This window comes from Mesorhizobium sp. WSM4840 (genome assembly GCF_055811755.1).
On the sequence record NZ_JBVVQD010000028.1, the window covers coordinates 65,652 to 86,423 of the forward strand.

Here is a 20,772-nt window from a genome sequence, read left to right on the forward strand (position 1 = left end):
AGAGATTTCATGACCCGGACGATCGTCGCCTCGGCGACACGAGAAATCATTATCGGCTTCGACCAGCCCTTCTGCGTGATCGGTGAGCGCATCAATCCAACCGGGCGCAAGAAGCTCGCGGCGGAGATGATCGCAGGCAATTTCGATACCGTCATCAGGGACGCGCTCGAACAGGCCGCCTGCGGCGCGACCATGCTCGACGTCAATGCCGGCGTCACCTCGGTCAATCCGAACGAGACCGAACCCGGCCTCCTGGTGCAGACGCTGGAGATCGTGCAGGGCCTGGTCGACCTGCCGCTGTCGATCGACAGTTCTGTGACCGCCGCGATCGAGGCGGCGCTCAAGGTCGCCAAGGGCCGGCCGTTGGTCAATTCCGTCACCGGCGAGGAAGAGAAGCTCGAAGCCATCCTGCCGCTGGTCAAGAAATACAATGTTCCGGTTGTCGCCATCTCCAATGACGAGACAGGCATTTCGATGGATCCGGATGTGCGTTTCGCCGTCGCCAAGAAGATCGTCGAGCGCTGCGCTGATTTCGGCATTCCGGCGCATGACGTGGTCGTCGACCCGCTGGTCATGCCGATCGGCGCGCTGGGCGACGCCGGCCGCCAGGTCTTTGCCCTCCTGCGCCGGCTGCGTGAGGAGCTCAAGGTCAACACCACCTGCGGCCTGTCAAACATCTCGTTCGGCCTGCCGCATCGCCACGGCATTAATGCCGCCTTCATCCCGATGGTGATCGGCGCCGGCATGACCTCGGCGATCATGAACCCGGTGCGGCCGCAGGAGATGGAAGCGGTGCGCGGCGCCAACGTGCTGAACGGCACCGACGAGAACTGCACCAACTGGATCAGGACCTACAAGGACTACAAGCCGGCCGAAGGCGGCCAGGCGATCGCGGCGCCCACACAAGTCAATGCGCCGGGCGAAGGCAATGGCAATGGCGGCCGCCGGCGCGGTGGCCGTGAAGCCCGTATGGCCCGAGGATAAGCGCGCAATCGTGAACTCTCCTGCCAACATCACCGATCCGCTCGTGCTGTTCATGCCATCCGGCAAGCGCGGGCGGTTTCCGGTCGGCACGCCGGTGCTCGATGCCGCACGCCAGCTCGGCGTCTATGTCGAGAGCGTGTGCGGCGGACGCGCCACTTGCGGGCGCTGCCAGGTCGAGGTGCAGGAAGGCAATTTCGCCAAGCACAAGATCGTTTCCTCCAACGACCACATCTCGCCCAAGGGCGCCAAGGAAGAGCGCTACGAACGCGTGCGCGGCCTCCCCGAACGCCGCCGCCTGTCCTGCTCGGCGCAGATCCTCGGCGATCTCGTCGTCGACGTGCCGCAGGACACGGTCATCAACGCGCAGACCATCCGCAAGGACGCCGACACCCGGGTCATCGCCCGCGATTCGGCAATCCACATGTGCTATGTCGAGATCGAAGAGCCCGACATGCACAATCCATCAGGCGATCTCGATCGCCTGAAGATCGCGCTGATGAAGGACTGGGGGCTCAAGAGCCTCGATTTCGATTTCCATCTGTTGCCGCAGGTGCAAGGCATCTTGCGCAAGGGCAACTGGACCGCGACCGCCGCCATCCACAAGGATGCCGAAAGCGAGACCGCGCGGGTCATCTCGTTGTGGCCCGGCCTCAAGAACGAGGCTTACGGGCTTGCCTGCGATATCGGCTCGACCACCATCGCCATGCATCTGGTGTCGCTGCTGTCGGGCCGCGTCGCCGCCTCGTCGGGCACGTCGAACCCGCAGATCCGCTTCGGCGAGGATCTGATGAGCCGCGTTTCCTATGTGATGATGAACCCGGACGGCCGCGAGGGCATGACGGTCGCGGTGCGCGAGGCGATCTCGGGTCTCGTCGACAAGGTCTGCGCGGAAGGCAATGTCCAGCGCAATGACATCCTGGATTCCGTCTTCGTCGGCAATCCGATCATGCACCATCTGTTCCTCGGCATCGACCCGACCGAACTCGGCGGCGCACCCTTCGCGCTGGCCGTCTCGGGTGCCGTGCACATCAAGGCGTCGGATATCGGCCTGAAGCTCAACCAGGGCGCCAGGCTCTACATGCTGCCTTGCATCGCCGGCCATGTCGGCGCCGACGCGGCGGCGGTGACACTGTCGGAAGGCCCGCACCGCCAGGACGAGATGATGCTGATCGTCGACGTCGGCACCAATGCCGAGATCGTGCTCGGCAATCGCCAGCGGGTCGTGGCGGCCTCCTCGCCCACCGGTCCGGCCTTCGAGGGCGCTGAAATCTCGGGCGGCCAGCGCGCCGCTCCCGGCGCCATCGAGCGCGTCCGCATCGATCCCGACACGCTGGAGCCGAAATACCGCGTCATCGGCTCGGAACTGTGGTCCGACGAACCCGGCTTCCTCGACAGCGTGCAGGCAACCGGCGTCACCGGTATCTGCGGCTCCGGCATCATCGAGGTGGTCGCCGAAATGTATCTGGCCGGCATCATCTCCGAGGACGGTGTCGTCGATGGCGGGCTCTCCGCCCGCTCGCCGCGGGTCACCGCGAATGGCCGCACCTTCTCTTACGTGCTGAAGGAGGGTGAACCCAGGATCACCATCACCCAGACCGATGTGCGCGCCATCCAACTCGCGAAGGCCGCCCTCTATGCCGGCACCAAGCTTTTGATGGAAAAGCAGCATACTGATCATGTCGATCGCATCCACTTCGCCGGCGCCTTTGGCTCCTTCATCGATCCGAAATACGCAATGGTGCTGGGACTGATCCCCGACTGCGATCTCGACAAGGTCTCGGCCGTCGGCAACGCCGCCGGGGCCGGCGCGCGCATGGCACTCTTGAACCGCGGCTATCGCCGCGAGATCGAGGAAACGGTGAGCCGGATCGAGAAGATCGAGACCGCGCTGGAGCCGAGATTCCAGGAGCATTTCGTCTATGCCATGGCGCTGCCGAACAAGGTCGACCCGTTCCCGAAACTATCGGCGGCGGTGAAACTGCCACCGCGCAAGACCGTCAGCGAGGACGGCATTGCCGGCGATGCCGCCCCGCGGCGGCGTTCGCGCGAAGGCCACGCGGCACGGCGTGGCCGGGGGTAGCATCCCGCTGCTAAAAGCTGCACTTCGCCCTCATTCTCGTTTGCATGCAAATGTTTCCGGATCAGCCCAAACTGAAACAAGGCGCTGTTTTCGTGAAATCCACCAGATACATGCATGGCGCATTTAACCGGCATCGAACGGCAGGCAGGAAATAACTTTCAGCCGCCGCAGCACTCCAAGGGAGATGAAGATGTCGATGTTCGAGAGCCTCGGCCGCTTTGGTGCGGCCATCAGGCATGCGCACAACAGGAACAGGTCGGTCCGGGCCCTGAACAGCCTGCCGCCCGAAATTCAGAGGGACATCGGCTGGCCCGTGTCGCCGCGCGAAGACCCGCAGGTCACCTCCCCGGCCCTGCTTCTGGGTTCGGCGCGCTGATGACCTTCGCCGACAAATGCAAGCTGCTGGCCAAGCGCCGGAGCCGTCATGCGGCTCCGGCAGCAAGCGACAGTCGGCTGCGCGCCGCACTGCTGCCTCCGCGATGAGCGTTGCGGCGGCACATGGGCAATGACCACCGCCGGTCTTGCTTATGGCTGAATCACACAACCGTGTTGAAACCGTGCAAATCTTGACATTCTGGGCGAAGGCACGATCTTCGATAGCGAGGGGTTCTCTTAGTCGGCTCAGCCGAAGTCCGTGTGTCCGCATGCCAAGTATCAAAAGCCACGTCGTTTCCTTCGTGCTCAGGTATAGCCGCAAGAAAGCCTTCTCCAGCCCGGAAAACCTGCAGCGCTGGATTGCCTATGCGCGCAAGACGGAGAACCACCAGCCGCCCGCATCGCTGCGATCGCGTTTCGAGATCACAACGTGCAGCGTGGACGGTTTTCCCGTCTACGAGATCGCGCCAAAGACCGGCGAGCGAAAGCGTATCCTCTACCTGCATGGCGGCGCCTATGTCTTTCAAATCACGTCCTATCACTGGGGACTGATCGCCGATATGGCCGACAGGCTGGGCTTCGGTATCACCGTGCCGATCTATCCCATTGCTCCCGAACACGATTTCCACGCCATGTTCGGCATGGTCGGCAAGGTCTACCGTCAGATGCTCGACGAGACGGAAGCGCAAGACATCGTCTTCATGGGTGATTCCGCCGGCGGCAACATGGCCGTGGTGCTGACCATGATGGCCGCGGAAGACGACCAGCCCTTGCCGTCGCGCCACGTGCTGATTTCGCCCGGCCTCGATTTGTCGCTTGCCAACCCCGAAGTGTTCGAGGCGGAACGCTACGATCCGTGGCTGGGAATTCCTGGCGGGCTGGAGGCGGTCCGGCTCTACAGTGCCGGCATAAATCCCAGCGACTGGCGCATCAGCCCGCTTTACGGTGACCTCTCGGTGTTGCCGAAAACGCTGCTTCTGACCGGTTCGCGCGATATGCTGACCCCCGACAATCTGGTCTTCGCGCAAAAGGCCCGTGCCGCCGGTGTCGAGATAGAGGTCGTCCACGAGCAAGGCATGTTCCATGTCTGGCCGCTGATCGACATGCCAGAAGCGCGTCGCGCGCGAGACAGCATCGTGGCGTTTTTAACCAGCGAAACCGAGAGCTATCACGCCAAGGCCGGCGAATTGGCGCTGCAAAGGACAGATCGCGACGTCACCGCTCACAACCTGGCTGCGCCGTTGAGGTCCTGAATCAAAATTTCCCGGTTTCCCTGAACACTTCGAAGGTCGCACGGATGTGGTCGGCGACCGCCTTCACCGGCGCGCTGGCGTCCGGCGCCACGACCATGGCCAGATTGTAGGTGCCGATATCCGGCATGCCGTCCTTCGGGCAAAGCTCGACCATGTCGCTGCCGAGGAACGATTTCGGCAGCGGCGCCACCGCGAGGTCGGACATGATTGCGGCGCGCTGGCCGGCCGTGTGCGCGCTCATATAGGCGACGCGATAGTTGCGGCCCTCACGGCCGAGCGCTTCGAGCGCCCCGGCCCGCCAGGCGCAGCCCTCTTCCCACAAGGACACCGGCAGCGGTTCGCGCAGATGCGCGCAGCCACCCTTGGCGCCGGCCCAGACGATCGGTTCGGTGAGCAGCACTTCGGCGCCGAGTGCGCTGGTCTTGTAGGAATTGGTGAGCAGCGTGATATCGAGCGCCCGGTCGTCCATGCGCCGGCGCAGATTGCTGCTCTGGTCGATGGTGACGTCGACCGCGATCGAAGGATGCGACTGCGCAAAACGCTTCAGCACATGCGGCAGCACGCGCTCGCCATAATCGTCCGGCGAGCCGAGCCGCACCACCCCGACGATATCGGGGATGATGAACTTCGATACCACCTCGCGGTTGATCGACAACAGCCGGCGGGCGTAGCCGAGCAGCATCTCGCCATCCGTGGTCAGCGTCACCGAGCGCGCATCGCGCGCGAACACGGAGCGGCCAAGAATGTCCTCCAGCTTTTTGATCTGCATGGAAACGGCCGACGGCGTGCGGAAGACGGCATTGGCCGCGGTGGTGAAGCTGCCGGTCTCGGCGATTGCCACGAAGGTGCGCAAGACGTCGAGATCGAGCAGCGGCAACGGATGATTGAGTGGGGCGTTCATCGGGATCCATCTTCAATTTTTCTGATGCAAACCATCATTCCATTTCGTTTGATTGAACATCACTTTGGGAGGATAGTCAACTCCATCGAAGGCAGACGTATCGAAAGTGCCTTGAAACGGCCCATGACACGGATCTGCAATCGACACGAAATGAAGCTGAAACAAACCTGAAGTAGCGCTTCGTGTGCGGAGCGACCGGCAAACTCCCGGCTCAACGTAAAGGAGAATGAAAATGTCCATCCTGTCATCCATCGGCCGCATCGCGACCGAATTCAGCGCGGCTCGCGCCCGCTACCAGACCGAACGCGCCATCCGCTCTCTGCCGATCGAACTGCAGAAGGATATCGGCTGGCCCGAAGCCGCCGACACCAAGACCGGCACTCGCCATGGCGTTGGATCCTGGGCTGGTGGAGCAAAATAGATCGTGTGTAGTCAAAGCTGAAGGCCTGCCGCGCAGATCATGTCCGGCAGGCCTTTTTATTTGTAATCAAATGTTTTTTGGAGCCATGTCACCGCCGCATGGCGCATATGAACAGGCTGCATAGCAGCCCATATTTCGAGCTAACGCCCTATAAATAATCACAAATCTTGCCAGTTGCCAAAATTTGTCACATTCCGTGTCGCTTTTCATATCAAGTGGTTCGCTTTTGCGATTTAGTTTCCCCTCACGTAAGCCTATATCAGCGCCAGCCAACGAGCTGCCCCACTCCATCAAGCGAAGGCGACCCGTCTGAGCAACCGAATGGAGATGATGATGAAGCTTTTTGCCCGCCTTTTTTCTCGCCGTGAAATGAACCTGACGACCGCGCTCGAGCGCCAGCGCCTTGCCAACACCATGCCTGGCCAGACCGGCGCCGTGGCCGCCGCGCGCCTCGGCTTCGTCGCCTGATCTGACAAGCTCGCAAGCGGCGCTCCCTGCTGCTGCTTCGAAGTTGATCACAGCGCCGCTTCGGTTTTGCCGAGGCGGCGTTTTTTTGTCATGTGCCGACCACATGCCGCATATTTTGCTCAATCCGGCGGCATGTTGGGACCGTCAACGTATAGCGATTGCCCATTTGCGACCCGTGTCGCAAATAAAGTCTTTCCGTCGCCGCCTAGCCAATTGACAGGAAAGGTTTTTCCTGATGTCGCTATGCTGATCGCGACATCCTGTTCGCGCCATTGCAGCGTGAGGGCTACCCTGTGAACGTCGTAAATCATCCGGTCAGGCGATCGTTTGTATTCTTCCTGGTCCCCGATTTCACCATGATCGCATTTGCGACGGCGCTCGATCCGTTGCGCTCGGCCAACCGGATGCTCGGCTACGAGGCCTACCGCTGGCGGCTCGCCAGCATCGACGGCAAGCCGGTGCGAGCCTCGAACGGGGTCGAATGCGCCGTCAACACTTCGCTGGAGGACGAACGCAAGAAGATGTCCGGCCCCGAACGGCCGAACATGGCGGTCGTCTGCAGCGGCATCAATGTCGAGCGCTACCAGAACAGATCGGCCTTTGCCTGGCTGCGCGAGGAATACAACCGCGGCGTCGCCATCGGCGGCCTGTGCACTGGCGCGCATATACTGGCTTCCGCCGGCCTGTTGTCCAACAAGCGCTGCGCCATTCATTGGGAAAACCTGCCGGGCTTTTCCGAGGCGTTCCCGAAGGCCAATGTCTTTGCCGACCTCTTCGAGATCGACCAGAACATCTATACCTGCGCCGGCGGCACCGCGGCGCTCGATATGATGCTGAAGCTGATCGGCGACGATTTCGACGACAACCTCGTCAACCGGGTCTGCGAGCAGGTTTTGACTGACCGCGTACGCAGCCCGACCGATCGCCAGCGCCTGCCGCTGCGCGCACGCCTTGGCGTACAGAACTCCAAGGTGCTGACCATCATAGAATTGATGGAGGCAAACCTGTCCGAGCCGCTGTCGCTGATCGAGATCGCCGATCACGTTGACCTGTCGCGCCGGCAGATCGAGCGCCTGTTCCGCACCGAGATGGGACGATCCCCTGCCCGCTATTATCTGGAAATCCGCCTCGACCGGGCCCGGCACTTGCTGATCCAGTCATCGATGCCGGTGGTCGAAGTGGCGGTCGCCTGCGGCTTCGTCTCCGCCTCGCATTTCTCCAAATGCTACCGCGAGCTCTATGCGCGCTCGCCGCAGCAGGAGCGCGTCGATCGCAAGCAGTTGCTGGTCGCGTAGACGCCATGCCTCCCGGCGAGGAGCTCGCCAAGTCTAGAGGGTCCGATACTCTAGCGACTGTCGAACATCCAGCTTCGGTCGCGCCACATTTTCTCGCCGACCAGGCAGTCGGTGGCCGGCTTGTCTTGCGCCAGCACGACCGGCAGATGCGCCGCTTCTTCCGCCGCCCATCGCGGTGAGTCAGGCCCGGCAAGCTCGAGCACCAGCTTGCGGCGGATCGCTTCGGGAAACTGCGTCCACTCATTGACCGGGATCATGAACGCGCCGGGCCCACCGATGACGCAGTCGGTGTAGTAGCGGTCGAGATAGTTGACGTCGTAGACGCTGGTGAAGCCGCTCCGGGTCATCAGCGGCAGGCCATTGATGGTGATGCCTTGCTTGACCAGCCCGTCACGGGTGATGTCGACGGGAGCACCTTGATTGTTGGGGCCATCGCCCGAAATGTCGATGACGCGCTTGACGCCTTGAAAGCCGCTTTCGGCGAAGAGATCGCTGCCGAATTGCAAGGCACCGGAAATCGAGGTGCGCCGGGCGCTGTTGGGCATATGGGCGGAGAGTTGCTCGACCACCCGCTCCGCGTCGGCACGATTGGCGATTACCGTCCACGGCACGATGACATGCTGCCAGGTCGTGCCGGCCCATTCGACATAGGTGACGGCAATCTTGCCATAGGCGCCATCGGCGATGGCCTGCAAGACCGTGTCGTGCGTCAGCGCCGCGACATAGCCGCGACGCTGGATTTCGAGTTCGGCCGGCGACATCGAAAGCGAAACGTCGACGGCTAGAACCAGCTCGATGTCGACAGGCTCGGCGGCGCGGGATTCCGGCGTCAGCCAAGGCACCAGCGCAAGCGCGGCCGTAGCAGAGAGGAGATGTCTTGCGTGGGGAAAAGCAGACATGCGGTAAGGTAAGCGAGAATCGTCGTGTCATAAAGCGAAAAGCCCGGCGCCGGGCTAAGTCTTTGCGTTCACGTTTTTGCGAACCCGCCCCTTACCCTCCTGCGGGAGGACCCGTAGACAGTCAACGCTTAGCTGCGTGGATTGAGGTTCTCCGGATCGTAGAGCGGTCTGTAGCCGACGGCGGCCACTTCGACCGGGTATTTCTCGCCGAAATATTCGACAGTCAGCTTGCGGCCCTCCTGGCAATACGCCCAGGGCAGATAGGCGAGCGCAATGTTCTTGCCGATGGTCGGGCCGTAGGCGATCGAGGTTGTGAAAGACCGGCGGCCGAGTTCGTCGACCAGCGTCTCACCCGTTTGCGGGTCCATCACCGGCATCGTGCCGACGGGATGACGGGCAACGCCCCTGGAATCGATATTATCCGTCATGACAAGCGTGCAAAGCATGGCCGGCTGATGCGCGCGGGCGCGATATTCCAGATGCTTTGCCTTGCCGCTGAAATCAGCCTCCTTCACCTTCGGGCGGGCAAGATCGGCCTCCAGCAGATTGTACTCGGTCAGAAGGTCGGCATTCTGCAGGCGCAGGCTCTTCTCCATGCGGCGGCTGTTGGCATAGGTCTCGACGCCAAAGGCCATTACGCCGGTCGAACGCAACGCGTCCCATACGGCCAGCCCGTCTTCGTATCGCATATGCAGTTCCCAGCCCTGCTCGCCGACATAGGAGATGCGGAAAGCGGTCACGTCCTTTCCGGCGATCCTGACAGGCTTGATTGCCGCAAAGGCAAAGTTCTCCGGCGTCAGGCCATCCGGGTCCTCGACGACCTTCTGCAAAGTCGAGCGCGCGTTCGGACCCCAGATGCCGATGGTCACGTATTTTTCGGTCACGTCGGTGACGGTGACGTCGAACCCTTTGTCTTCTGCCGTCCGCCGCATGTACTGGAAGTCGCGCGGGCCGGCATCTGCGCCGTCGATGACCCGGCAGCGGTCGGCCATGCGGATGACCGTCAGGTCAGCGCGCACCATGCCGTGATCGTCGAGGAAATGGGTGTAGATGCCTTTGCCGATATTGCCGTCGCCGCCGATCTTGGCCGCGCACAGCCACTCCATCAGCGCGACATGATCCGGACCCTCCACATCGTACATCGCGAAGTGCGACAGGTTGACGATGCCGCAATCCTCGCTCATTGCGAGATGCTCGGCGTTGGAGACGCGCCAGAAATGGCGGTTGTCCCACTCGTTTTCGCGTACCGGCACCCGGTTGCCGTATTTTTCGAGCAGGTGCTCGTTGGCGGCATAGCCATGGGCGCGCTCCCAGCCGCCGAGCTCCATGAAATAGCCGCCGAGTTCCTTCTCGCGCTCCCAGAAAGGCGAGCGGCGCACGTTGCGGGCCTTGGAGAAGGGCTCGCGCGGATGCACCGCCGGATTGTAGACCTTCATCGCCGTTTCGGTGCAGCGGTCCCAGATGAACTGCTCTTGCGTCTGGTGCGGATAGAAGCGCGAATAGTCGATGGCATGATGGTCAATCGACGTCCGGCCGTCCGTCATCCAGTCGGCGATGAGCTTGCCCATGCCGGGGCCGTCCTTGACCCAGATCGCGACGGCATACCAGAGGCCCCGCACCTTCTGGCTCTCGCCCATGGAGGGGCCGCCGTCTGCCGTCACCTGCAGAAGCCCGTTGAAGGAATGACTCTCATTGTAGCCCAGTTCGCCCAGGATCGGCGTCAGTTCCATGGCCCGCTCGAGCGGGGCGAGGATCTGTTCCATGTCGAGGTCGCGCTGCGAGGGCGAAAGACGGGCCTGGTCCTTCTCCAGAAGGTCGCGCGGATGGCAAAGGCGCGGATTGGTCTCTTCGTAGTAGCCCCACTCGATCTGCCCGCCTTCGGCGGTCTTGGGATCGCCGGTGTCGCGCATGTAAGCCGAGTTGCCTTGGTCGCGCAGCAGCGGCCAGCCGATCTCCTTGCCGGTGCCGGCGAACTCGGTGTACGGCCCGAAGAAGGTGAGCGGATGGTCGATCGGCATCACCGGCAGGTCCTCGCCCACCATTTCCGCGATCAACCGGCCCCAGATACCCGCGCAAACAATCACATAGTCGGCTTCGATGGTGCCGCGATCGGTCACCACGCCCTTGATGCGACCGTTCTCGACGATAAGCGACCTGGCCGGTGTGTTGGCGAAGGATTTGAGTTTGCCGGAGGCTTCCGCCTGGTCGACCAGCTTGCCGGCGACCGTTTGCGAGCGCGGGATGACGAGACCGGCATCGGGATCCCAGAGGCCGCCCTGCACCATCTCTTCTTCGATCAGCGGGAACTTCTGCTTGATCTCGGCCGGTTCGATCAGGCGGGCACGCGTGCCGAAAGCCTTTGCCGAGGCGATCTTGCGCTTGATCTCCTCCATGCGATCATCGTCGCCGACGCGGGCGACCTCAAGGCCACCGATGCGGGCGTAATGGCCCATCTTTTCGTAGAAATCGATGGAGTAGAGCGTCGTCCAGCAGGACAGGAAATCATGGCTGGTCGTGTAGCAGAAGTCGGAGGCGTGCGCCGTCGAGCCGATATCGGTCGGGATGCCCGATTTGTCGATGCCGACGATGTCGTCCCATCCGCGCTCGATCAGGTGGTGGGCGACCGATGCACCGACAATGCCGCCCAGCCCGACGATGACGACCTTCGCCTTTTCCGGAAACCCTGCCATTGCCCGCGACTCCAAAAGTGCTGCTGCGGGCGCCCGCACCCGCTTGATCGGCGCACAATATGCAGGCGACGGCCATCGTGCTACCGCCTGTTTGCGACACGCTGCAGGTGCGGCGCGACCCCGGCGCATAACCCGAAAAATCGGAACCGATTTCCACTGGGATTATGCGCAGAAAAAACTCTACGGCGTCCTGTGCGCGTCCAAAAGGACGCGTGGCACTGGTGTTGAGAGATCAGCTGCTTCAAGGGAAAATGATGCGCGCCAGGCTGGAGGCGGAACTCATGATCCATTTTTTGGAACGACGTGCAACACTGCGGCGCGACGCCCTTTGATGCTCGCCCACAGCGCCTTGAAGGGACCGGCGAGCAGCAGGAACGGCGGGATCAGATTGGGAAAGTAGATGCGGGTGTCGTGGGCCAGCACCCCGAGCACCAATGCCGTAAACAGGACGCCGGCGGAGCGGGAATCGTTAAGTTTCGATGATCCGAAACCATAAAAGGCCGGGCAACTGCCCGGCCTTCGAAAGACAAGTCGTCGTTTGATTACGCGTTACTTGATACGGGCGACGCCGCCTGAGATTTCGATCGTTTCCGAACCGGTCAGCGCCTCGAGGTCGCCATTCGGCATGGTAACGAAACAGCCGGTCGGGCAGAATTCCGCGGTTTCGCCGGCGGCCAGCGCCAGCTCCGTCTTGCCACCGCCTTCGGTCACGACGAGTGTGCGGGTCTCGGCGTCCTTGTTGGTCGCGCTGGCGGCGAAGGCTGAACCGCCCACGGCAAGAAAAGCAATGGCGGCGACGAGAGACTTCCACATTTGCAGTATCGGTGTTTCCACCGCCTCTGTTGCATTTCGCAAGGCATTCTCGCCCTTTGCATGTGAGCTTATATGAGATGCAAGCTGAACAGCAACTGAATGCCGCATTCATGCCGCAATTGGTTTTCGGAACGTTCAGCCGAAGCGCCGTGTCGTTCCACAGCAGTGTTGGGAATTGAAATAGATGAATGGCAAAAAGCCTTATCCATACCCGCCGCACACCAATCGTGAACTGGAGATGATGCTTGCTGGGGCCAAGCCCTTAGCGATGTTCGCCCACGAGCGCGTGGACGGCTTTGAAAAATCCGATGCATTGGCCAATCAGGACTTCGCCACCCATGTTGCAAATGGAACGCTGTCCGAGCATCTCCGAACTTTCGAAGCAAAAGGACCGGGAGGAACCCGGCTCAACATCGACTATTATTTCTACGCCCGCGAGGGCGAAGCATGGAGAGTGGAAGCCTTTTCGCTGCTTCTCGAGCTTCTACACCGCGGCGCCTGGTGCCCGCAGTTGGAATGGCTATCGGGAAAGCTCCTCGGATACACTGACGAGCAGAACCGGCATCACCTCTCAAGAACCAATCCGTCAGATCAACTCGATCACATAAACTTCTAGGGTGATCCGCTTCCACGCTTTTGCTTGGATCTCAGCCTTCAATCGGGATCCGGCTTGCGGGTCCTGCGTCCGGATCTAGCCAGGCGTTTCGTCTCGGCCGCGGCTTCAGCAACCGCGCGTTCCTGCTCGGCGAATTCGGCCTCGATCTGATCGTCATCGATCGGCCACGCCTCATGCTTCTTGGTCTCGACGACGGCGCGCGGCGCCGATGGAATTTCGATATGCTGGTCGGCGAACTCATCGAGGACGGCAAACCGGATGTCGTTCTGCACGATGTTGCCGTTCATCACGTCGGCCAGGAACACACGGATTTCGAATTCGAGAGCGGCCGGCCCAAAATTGGTGAACAGCACGAAGGGTTCTGGATTTTTCAGCACCAGCGGATGGCCCCGCGCAATCTCCAACAGGACAGCATGGGCCTGCTTGACGTCGCTGCCGTAGGCGACGCCGACCTTGATGTCGATGCGCCCGAGCTTGTTGCGGTGCGTCCAGTTGCCGACGGCATTGTTGATCAGGTTTGAATTGGGCAGGATCACCGACTGGCGCTGGAACGTCTCGATCTCGGTAGCGCGCACGCTGATCTTCTTGACCGTGCCGCTGATCTCACCGGCGACGATCCAGTCGCCGACCTTGAAGGGCCGCTCGGCCAAAAGGATCAGACCGGAGACGAAGTTGGAGACGACATTTTGCAGGCCAAAGCCGATACCGAGCGACAGGGCGCCCGCGACAAGCGCCAGGTTGGAGAGATCGATGCCCGCCGCCGAGACGCCGACGAGCGCTGCGAGCGCCACGCCCGCATAGCCGACCGCCAGCCGGATCGAGTTTCGCACGCCGGTATCGACTTTGCCGCGCGCCATCACCGAGCCGTCGAGCCAGCCCTGGAACCAGCGCGTCAGGAAATAGCCGATGATGAAGACAACGATGCCGGTCAGGATGCCGGTCACCGAGATCGTCACCGAGCCGATGGTGAGGCCCGTCGCCAGCTTGTAGGCCCAGGCCTCGATGTCGCCGGGCTGGAAGCCCCACATCAACAGGATCAGCGGCAGGAATACCAGCACGATCATCAGGTTGATGGCGACGCTGACGACCAGGCCGAGCTGGTCGAGCGTGGACCCCTCGTAACTGGAATTGGTCGATAGCCAGCGCCCGATCGACGTGTTGGCAAAGCCGCCTTCCTCGCTGATCGCCCGCGCCGACAGGAAGCCGATATAGGCGGTGACCAGAATGGTTCCGGTGACCACGACCTGCAGCGAGACGAAAATGGCAAGGCCAATATAGCCGAGCAGCGCCGTGGCAATGGTGAAAAGGCCGAGCGCGACAGCGGTGTAGCGCAGCCACGCCGGCCAGGGACGCCAGCTTCCGTCGGCGGCCTTGAACGGTTTCAGCAGCCCCATCAGGATCAGGATGACGCCGACGATAATGGTGCCGACAAAACTTCTGGCGATGGTCAGCGACAGCGGCGAGCCCATCTTGTCATTGACGACCGCCAGGAAATTGTTGACGCCGATCACCACCGCCATGGCGGTCGTCAGCCGCACCAGCCAGCGGGCCGGACCCGATTCAACGGGTATCAGCCGCCAGTTCGGCAGCCGCGGTTCCAGCGCCGCATTGGTCAGCCGGTTGACGCAGAACACCACCGCGATGACCGCAACCAGCGCATTCAGGAAAACGCCAATGTCGCCGCGCAATACATTGTAGTAGTTGAAAAAGAACACGGTCGAGACCAGGAAGACGCCGACCGCCAGTGTCGGCAGCAATGTCGACCAGAACGCCACCGACAGCCGGCTGAGATAGGAGGGATCTTCGACGGAAGGGTCAGCTTCGAAGACACGCCCGAACAGGCGCCGCCCACCGACAAAAAGTACCGCCGCCAGGGAAAGTGCCGTCAAGGTCGCGGCCAGCACGGCCTGGAACTTGAACTTGAAGGCGAAGGTCAGCCACGATGACACCGCCTTGTAGAAGCCGGTAAATTCACCGTTGGCATCGGAAATGACCTCAGGGCTCAGAGCGTCGGACAGCACGTAGCGCTTGGTGAGCAGATTGCGAAACAGCTCGCTGCGCATATTGGCGATCTTGGCGATGAGGCCGCTGATGCGGATCGACAGATTTTGCGCCGCGGCGATGACAGCATTGATCTCGGCCTTTTCGGACGCCAGCGCCTGGCGTTCGCTGGTCACGATGTCGGGCTCGGGCGGCTGGCCCGCAGCCGGCGGCGCCCCAAGCTGATCGAGCCTTGCGTTGATCTCCGAAAGGCGCGGGCGGAAGGCAAGCGCGCTGTTCAGCGCACCTCGCGACATTTCCTCGAGCTGCAGGCGGATATCGACAAGGCTGGCGTCGTCGTCACCGTCCTCCTGGATCTTCTTTTCGAGATTGTCGGTCCTCGTCGTCAGGTCCTGCAGGATTTTCTGCTGGTCGGCGACCACCCCGGAGGCAGCCTGGTCAAGCCCCTGCGCCACCGCATCAAGAGACAGCGGCGCCGAGGCAACGATCGCCAGGACCAGAACGAAGCGGAGCAGTCGGAAAAGCATGATCGTTTGGCGACTCACAGGCGGCAAGGCGTTCTAAAGCTCGTCCTTGATAAAGACGCTCATACCAGGGAGCAAGCCGTCCCGCTCTGCTCGTCGATCTCGGCGTCGGCCAGTCGAAAAGCGATGGCGCAATATTGGCTTTGCGGCAGCGGCCTGCTCTATAGTGTGCCGCATCGCCCAAAACGGATGACAAAAAGCCAGAACGGATAACAAAAAGAATGGCGGAATATTCGGCCTTCTCGCTTCTCAAAAACGCGCTGACCGGCAACAAGGACTGGAAACCGGCCTGGCGCAAGCCGGACCCGAAGGCGTCCTATGACGTGATCGTCATCGGCGGCGGCGGCCATGGCCTGTCGACCGCCTATTATCTGGCCAAGGAGCACGGCATCACCAATGTCGCGGTGCTGGAAAAGGGCTGGCTCGGCTCTGGCAATGTCGGCCGCAACACGACGGCCGTGCGCTCCAACTATCTGCTGCCGGCCAACACGCGCTTCTACGAACATTCGATGAAGCTGTGGGAGAACCTCTCGCACGACCTCAACTACAACGTCATGTTCTCGCAGCGCGGCTGCCTCAACCTCGCGCACACGCCTGCCCAGCTGGACGATTTTGCCCGCCGCGGCAACGCCATGCGCCATCTCGGCGTCGACGCCGAACTGATGACCACGGCCGAGATCGCACGCCTGGTGCCGGCGCTGGACGTCTCCGCCACGGCGCGCTTCCCAATCGTCGGCGGCCTGATGCAGCGGCGCGCCGGCACCGCCCGCCACGATGCCGTCGCCTGGGGCTATGCGCGCGGCGCCGACCGTCGCGGCGTCGACATCATCGAGAATTGCGAGGTCACCGGCTTCCTGCGCGACGGCGACCGCATATCAGGCGTCTCGACGTCGCGCGGAGAGATCCGCGCCAGGAAGGTGGCGGTCGCGGTGGCCGGCAGCACCGGGCAAGTCATGCGGCTCGCCGGCATCGATACGATGCCGATCGAGAGCCATGTGCTGCAGGCCTTCGTGACGGAATCGCTGAAGCCGTTCATCAACACGGTCCTGACTTTCGGCATGGGCCATTTCTACATGTCGCAGTCGGACAAGGGCGGCCTTGTCTATGGCGGCGATCTCGACGGCTACAACAGCTACGCCCAGCGCGGCAGTTTGCCTGTTGTCGACGAGGTGATGAGCGAAATGCTGGCGCTGTTTCCGGGTCTCGCCCGCGTTCGCATGCTGCGCTCCTGGGGCGGCGTCTGCGACATGTCGATGGACGGCTCGCCGATCATCACCATCGGCCCGCTGCCGGGCATGTATCTCAACTGTGGCTGGTGCTACGGCGGCTTCAAGGCGACGCCCGCCTCCGGCTGGTGCTTTGCCTGGACCATCGCCAAGGATGAACCGCACGACATCAATGCGCCGTTCACGCTCGATCGCTTCCATCGTGGCCTGGTGATCGACGACAAAGGCCAGGGCCCGACGCCGCGGCTGCATTAGACCATGATCCCGAACCGAAGGTCAGCGTAGCAAAAAGTGGAAACCGGTTTTCGGCCAAGACCATGGTCAAACGAGAAGATACAATCGCATGCTGATTACCTGCCCCTATTGCGGCCCGCGCGACGTCATCGAATTCACCTATCAGGGTGACGGCAACCGCGAGCGCCCTCAGCTTGGCTCGCAGAACCTCGATGCCTGGAACGCCTATGTCTACGACAGGTTGAACCCGGCGGGCGACCACAACGAGATCTGGCAGCATTCCGGCGGTTGTCGCGCCCATCTCAGGGTTGTGCGCAACACGCTGACGCACGAGATCTCCAGCGTCGCCTTCGCGCGCGGCGACCACAAGTCAGCTGCTCGGCACAAGGCGGAGGGCAAGACATGAGCCCGCGCCGCACCGATGCCGGTGGCCGGATCGACCGGCTGCGGACCATCCGGTTCACCTTCGACGGCACGCCCTACACCGGCCATGCCGGCGACACGCTTGCCTCAGCGCTGCTGGCCAACGGCGTCACCCTGTTCGGGCGCTCGTTCAAATATCACCGCCCGCGCGGCGTGCTGACATCAGGCGTCGAGGAGCCGAACGCCCTGGTGACGGTATTGCGGGACGAGGTTCGCGAGCCCAACATCGCCGCGACCATGGTCGAGATCTATGACGGGCTGACCGCTGTCAGCCAGAACCGCTTTCCATCGCTGGCCTGGGATGTCAGCGCCGCCAACCAGCTCGGCGGCAGGCTTCTGTCCGCCGGCTTCTATTACAAGACCTTCATGGGACCCGCGATCGGCCCGCTGAAGAGCACGCGTTTCTGGATGTTCTGCGAGCATTTCATCCGTCGCGCCGCCGGTCTCGGCCGCGCCGGGACCGCTGCCGACACGGCACGTTATGAGCGCATGAACGCCTTCTGCGATGTGCTGGTGGTCGGTTCCGGTCCGGCCGGACTGATGGCCGCCAGGGCAGCCGCCGATCAGGGCGCGCGCGTCATCCTCAGCGAGCTCGAACCGCGCTTCGGCGGTTCGGCCAACTGGTCGGGCGAGACGATCGACGGGATGCCCGGGGCGGACTGGGCAGCGCGAGCCGCCGGCCAGCTCGAAGCCTATGACAATGTCCGCCTGCTGCCGCGCACCACGGTCTGGGGCTATTACGACGGCAACGTGCTCGCCGCGCTCGAACGGGTTACCGACCACAAGGAGAGGCCCGGCAAGGGCGAACCGCGCCATCGCTACTGGATCATTCGCGCCAAGTCGGTGGTCCTGGCCACCGGCTCCTTCGAGCGGCCGCTGGTGTTTCCGGGCAACGACCGGCCAGGCGTGATGCTGGCCCAAGCCGCCGAGCGCTATGCCAACGAGTACGGCGTGCTGCCGGGCCACAGGATCGCGCTCTTCACCAACAATGACAGCGCCTATCGCTCCGCCCTGGCGCTGAAGAAGGCCGGTGCGGCGATTGTCGCCATCGTCGACGTGCGGCCGGAGCTTTCGAGCGAGATGCGCGAACTCGCCGATGAAGCGGAAGCCAAAATCCTTTCCGGTCACGCCGTGGTCGCCACCGAAGGCGGCAAGGCGCTGTCCGGCATCAAGGTGCAGCGCTTCGACATGGTCAACGGCGCGCTTGCCGGCGAGGCGCGCAGCATTCAAGCCGACTGCCTGCTGATGTCGGGCGGCTGGTCGCCGACCATCCATCTGGCCAGCCAGGCCGGCGCCAAGGCGGAATGGAATGCCGCCCGACAGGCCTTCCTCCCACCGAAGCCAATACAGCAGTGGATTGGCGCCGGCGCCTTCACCGGCAGTTTTTCCACCGCCGAGGCAATCGCCGAAGGCCGCGCCGCCGGCCTTTCCGCGGCGGGTGGAACGGGTACGCCAGCGGCCTTGCCGGTCGTCGAAGCCGCACCCGGCGATCCCGATCCGGCGCCGGTGTTCGAGATCAGGGCCGATGGAAAAAGCTTCGTCGATTTCCAGCACGATGTGACCGCGGAGGATGTGCGGCTTGCGCATCGCGAAGGCTTCATCTCGGTCGAGCATCTGAAGCGTTACACCACACTCGGCATGGCGACCGACCAGGGCAAGAGCTCCAACATACCCGGCCTAGCCATCATGGCCGAAGCGTTGGGCAAGCCGATTCCCGAAATCGGTACGACCCGTTTTCGTCCGCCCTTTTCGGCCGTGTCGATCGGCTCGCTGGCCGCCGAACGGTTCGGCGACCTGAGGCCCGAGCGGCTGACGCCGATGCATGACTGGCACGTCGCCAATGGCGCAACCATGTATTCGGCCGGCCTCTGGTATCGCCCGATGATCTACGGGCTTTCAGGCGAGACGATCGAGCAGGCCTATGTGCGCGAAGCCAGGGCGACGCGCGAGAGCGCCGGCATCGTCGACGTCTCGACACTGGGCAAGATCGCCGTGCAAGGCCCGGACGCCGCGGAATTCCTCGACCGGATCTACACCAACATGTTCTCGACGCTGGCCGTCGGCAAGGCCCGCTACGGGCTGATGCTGCGCGAGGACGGCCTCGCCTTCGACGACGGTACGACATGGCGGATCGGCGAACAGGACTTCCTGATGACCACGACCACGGCCAATGCCGGCAAGGTGATGCAGCATCTGGAGTATTTCCTCGACGTCATCTGGCCGGAGCTGAAGGTCCACGTCACCTCGGTGACCGACGAATGGGCGGGTGCGGCGATCGGCGGGCCAAAGGCGCGAGCCATTCTTGCTGCTTGCGTCACCGGCACTGCCGTCGACAATGCCGCACTGCCTTTCATGGGCATCGTGCACGGCAAGATATCGGGTGTGCCGGTGATGATCTGCCGGCTTTCCTTCTCCGGCGAAATGGCGTTCGAAGTTTACTCCGGCGCCGGCTACGGCACCCATGTCTGGGAAGCGTTGATCGAAGCCGGCAAGCCGTTCGGACTGGTGACTTACGGGCTTGAGGCGCTCGGCACGATGCGCATCGAGAAAGGCCACGTCACCGGCGCCGAGATCGACGGCCGCACCACGGCACGCGACCTGCATCTCGACTGGATGCTGTCCAAGAAGAAGCCCTTCATCGGCTCGGCGATGATGGATCGCGAGGGCCTGATCGCGCCCGGCCGTCTGGAACTCGTCGGCCTGGTTTCGCTGGACAACCAGCCGCTCAACGGCGGCGCGCACATCGTCGAGGCGCTTGACGAAGCCAATCCGCACGATTCCATCGGCCACATTACAGCTTGCTGTTATTCGCCGGCGCTCGGCAAGTACATCGCGCTCGCTTTGGTCAAGGACGGCAAGGCACGGCGCGGCACGCGCGCCCATATCTCCGATCCCCTGCGCAACCGGTTCGGCCCGGTCGAGATCGTCTCCAACCACTTCTTTGATCCGGACGGGAGCCGCATGCATGGTTGAGCGCCAATCACCGATTGAGTTGGCACCGCTTGAGCCGGAACTGCGCACCGGCTCGCACGGCGATTTCGAACACGGCGTCGATGTCATCCTCTCCGAAACCAGGCCGGGGACGATCCTGCAGCTCGCTGCCTGGCCGGGCCAGGAGAAGGAGTTGATATCAGGTATCCGCACTGTTACCGGCCTCGCTCTGCCCGATGGCGCCGGCGCCGGCAGCACCGACGGCGTGAGGTCGGTGTTCGGCTTTGCGCCGGGAAAATTCACTGTGGTCGATGAGGCCGAAGGCCTGGCATCGGCCTTTGCCAATGTCGTCACCCCGGCGATCGGCACGATGACCGACCTGTCGCATGGCCGCACCGCGATCCGCATCGCCGGACCGAAGGCCGAATGGGTGCTGGCGAAATTCTTCGCCATCGACTTCGCGCTGCCGGCCTTCCCGGTCGGTGCCGGCCGCTCGACCATGCATCATGACGTCTTCGCCCAGATCCAGCGCACCGGCGCCGACCAGTTCGACATCTATGTATTCCGCTCGTTTGCGCGCTCGTTCTGGAAGGCGCTCTGCCATGCCAGCGAGGAAGTCGGCTACGAGGTACAATAGA

At 62.6% G+C, this 20,772-nt stretch carries 18 protein-coding genes; 12 read left to right on the forward strand and 6 right to left on the reverse strand.

The genetic code is table 11. The annotated features are described in order from the left end of the window. The first annotated feature begins 9 nt into the window (after positions 1-9). The 4 genes from AC0L3I_RS28620 (at position 10) to AC0L3I_RS28635 (ending at position 4,692) form a co-directional block, all read left to right on the forward strand. Positions 10-984 carry a methyltetrahydrofolate cobalamin methyltransferase gene (locus AC0L3I_RS28620; RefSeq protein ID WP_077383680.1) on the forward strand — a complete coding sequence of 325 codons (975 nt, stop codon included), beginning with the start codon at positions 10-12 and terminating at the stop codon, positions 982-984. Further along, positions 935-3,064 carry an ASKHA domain-containing protein gene (locus AC0L3I_RS28625; protein WP_473529115.1) on the forward strand — a complete coding sequence of 710 codons (2,130 nt, stop codon included), beginning with the start codon at positions 935-937 and terminating at the stop codon, positions 3,062-3,064. The genes AC0L3I_RS28620 and AC0L3I_RS28625 overlap by 50 nt, the downstream gene beginning before the upstream one ends. A gap of 190 nt (positions 3,065-3,254) precedes the next feature. Continuing rightward, positions 3,255-3,440 (forward strand): hypothetical protein, encoded by a 186-nt coding sequence (locus tag AC0L3I_RS28630; protein WP_473486602.1) that lies wholly within the window; start codon positions 3,255-3,257, stop codon positions 3,438-3,440. A gap of 268 nt (positions 3,441-3,708) precedes the next feature. After that, on the forward strand, positions 3,709-4,692 hold the full coding sequence (locus tag AC0L3I_RS28635) for an alpha/beta hydrolase (RefSeq protein WP_473486603.1): 984 nt from the start codon (positions 3,709-3,711) through the stop codon (positions 4,690-4,692). A 1-nt stretch (position 4,693) separates the two neighbouring features. Here the strand turns inward: AC0L3I_RS28635 and AC0L3I_RS28640 are convergent, their stop codons facing one another. Then, on the reverse strand, positions 4,694-5,593 hold the full coding sequence (locus AC0L3I_RS28640; protein WP_029351948.1) for a LysR substrate-binding domain-containing protein: 900 nt from the start codon (positions 5,591-5,593) through the stop codon (positions 4,694-4,696). 232 nt (positions 5,594-5,825) lie between these two features. Between AC0L3I_RS28640 and AC0L3I_RS28645 the strand changes: the two genes are divergently transcribed. From AC0L3I_RS28645 to AC0L3I_RS28655, 3 genes are all read left to right on the forward strand, one after another. Beyond that, the gene (locus AC0L3I_RS28645) at positions 5,826-6,014 is read left to right on the forward strand and encodes a hypothetical protein (RefSeq protein WP_077383673.1); all 189 of its coding nucleotides are present in this window, start codon (positions 5,826-5,828) and stop codon (positions 6,012-6,014) included. Positions 6,015-6,335: 321 nt separating this feature from the next. Then, on the forward strand, positions 6,336-6,482 hold the full coding sequence (locus AC0L3I_RS28650; protein ID WP_163602974.1) for a hypothetical protein: 147 nt from the start codon (positions 6,336-6,338) through the stop codon (positions 6,480-6,482). Between the two features lie 293 nt (positions 6,483-6,775). Beyond that, complete coding sequence (locus AC0L3I_RS28655) at positions 6,776-7,777, forward strand: GlxA family transcriptional regulator (protein ID WP_473486604.1); 1,002 nt, start codon at positions 6,776-6,778, stop codon at positions 7,775-7,777. A gap of 50 nt (positions 7,778-7,827) precedes the next feature. On the opposite strand, the gene AC0L3I_RS28660 is transcribed toward AC0L3I_RS28655, so the two are convergent. The 4 genes from AC0L3I_RS28660 to AC0L3I_RS28675 all read right to left on the reverse strand — a co-directional run bounded on the left by AC0L3I_RS28660 (position 7,828) and on the right by AC0L3I_RS28675 (position 12,179). Further along, positions 7,828-8,676 carry a DUF1194 domain-containing protein gene (locus tag AC0L3I_RS28660; RefSeq protein ID WP_473486605.1) on the reverse strand — a complete coding sequence of 283 codons (849 nt, stop codon included), beginning with the start codon at positions 8,674-8,676 and terminating at the stop codon, positions 7,828-7,830. A 128-nt stretch (positions 8,677-8,804) separates the two neighbouring features. Beyond that, positions 8,805-11,366: a GcvT family protein gene (locus tag AC0L3I_RS28665; RefSeq protein ID WP_473529103.1), complete on the reverse strand. Its 2,562-nt coding sequence runs from the start codon at positions 11,364-11,366 to the stop codon at positions 8,805-8,807. A gap of 279 nt (positions 11,367-11,645) precedes the next feature. Further along, on the reverse strand, positions 11,646-11,789 hold the full coding sequence (locus tag AC0L3I_RS28670; RefSeq protein WP_473529104.1) for a hypothetical protein: 144 nt from the start codon (positions 11,787-11,789) through the stop codon (positions 11,646-11,648). A gap of 126 nt (positions 11,790-11,915) precedes the next feature. Continuing rightward, positions 11,916-12,179, reverse strand: a complete 264-nt coding sequence (locus tag AC0L3I_RS28675; RefSeq protein WP_023798910.1) for a hypothetical protein — start codon at positions 12,177-12,179, stop codon at positions 11,916-11,918. A 184-nt stretch (positions 12,180-12,363) separates the two neighbouring features. Here AC0L3I_RS28675 and AC0L3I_RS28680 point away from each other — a divergent pair, with 184 nt between their 5' ends. Further along, on the forward strand, positions 12,364-12,795 hold the full coding sequence (locus tag AC0L3I_RS28680) for a hypothetical protein (protein WP_473529105.1): 432 nt from the start codon (positions 12,364-12,366) through the stop codon (positions 12,793-12,795). A 38-nt stretch (positions 12,796-12,833) separates the two neighbouring features. Here the strand turns inward: AC0L3I_RS28680 and AC0L3I_RS28685 are convergent, their stop codons facing one another. Further along, positions 12,834-15,323, reverse strand: a complete 2,490-nt coding sequence (locus AC0L3I_RS28685; protein WP_473529106.1) for a mechanosensitive ion channel domain-containing protein — start codon at positions 15,321-15,323, stop codon at positions 12,834-12,836. Between the two features lie 218 nt (positions 15,324-15,541). Between AC0L3I_RS28685 and AC0L3I_RS28690 the strand changes: the two genes are divergently transcribed. The 4 genes from AC0L3I_RS28690 to AC0L3I_RS28705 all read left to right on the forward strand — a co-directional run bounded on the left by AC0L3I_RS28690 (position 15,542) and on the right by AC0L3I_RS28705 (position 20,771). Continuing rightward, positions 15,542-16,801: a sarcosine oxidase subunit beta gene (locus AC0L3I_RS28690; protein WP_473529107.1), complete on the forward strand. Its 1,260-nt coding sequence runs from the start codon at positions 15,542-15,544 to the stop codon at positions 16,799-16,801. An 88-nt stretch (positions 16,802-16,889) separates the two neighbouring features. Next, entirely contained in the window at positions 16,890-17,186 is a 297-nt protein-coding gene (locus tag AC0L3I_RS28695; protein ID WP_473529108.1) for a sarcosine oxidase subunit delta, read from the forward strand. After that, on the forward strand, positions 17,183-20,176 hold the full coding sequence (locus tag AC0L3I_RS28700; RefSeq protein ID WP_473529109.1) for a sarcosine oxidase subunit alpha: 2,994 nt from the start codon (positions 17,183-17,185) through the stop codon (positions 20,174-20,176). Before AC0L3I_RS28695 ends, AC0L3I_RS28700 begins: the two co-directional genes overlap by 4 nt. After that, on the forward strand, positions 20,169-20,771 hold the full coding sequence (locus AC0L3I_RS28705; RefSeq protein ID WP_473486613.1) for a sarcosine oxidase subunit gamma: 603 nt from the start codon (positions 20,169-20,171) through the stop codon (positions 20,769-20,771). Before AC0L3I_RS28700 ends, AC0L3I_RS28705 begins: the two co-directional genes overlap by 8 nt. Position 20,772: the final 1 nt, after the last annotated feature.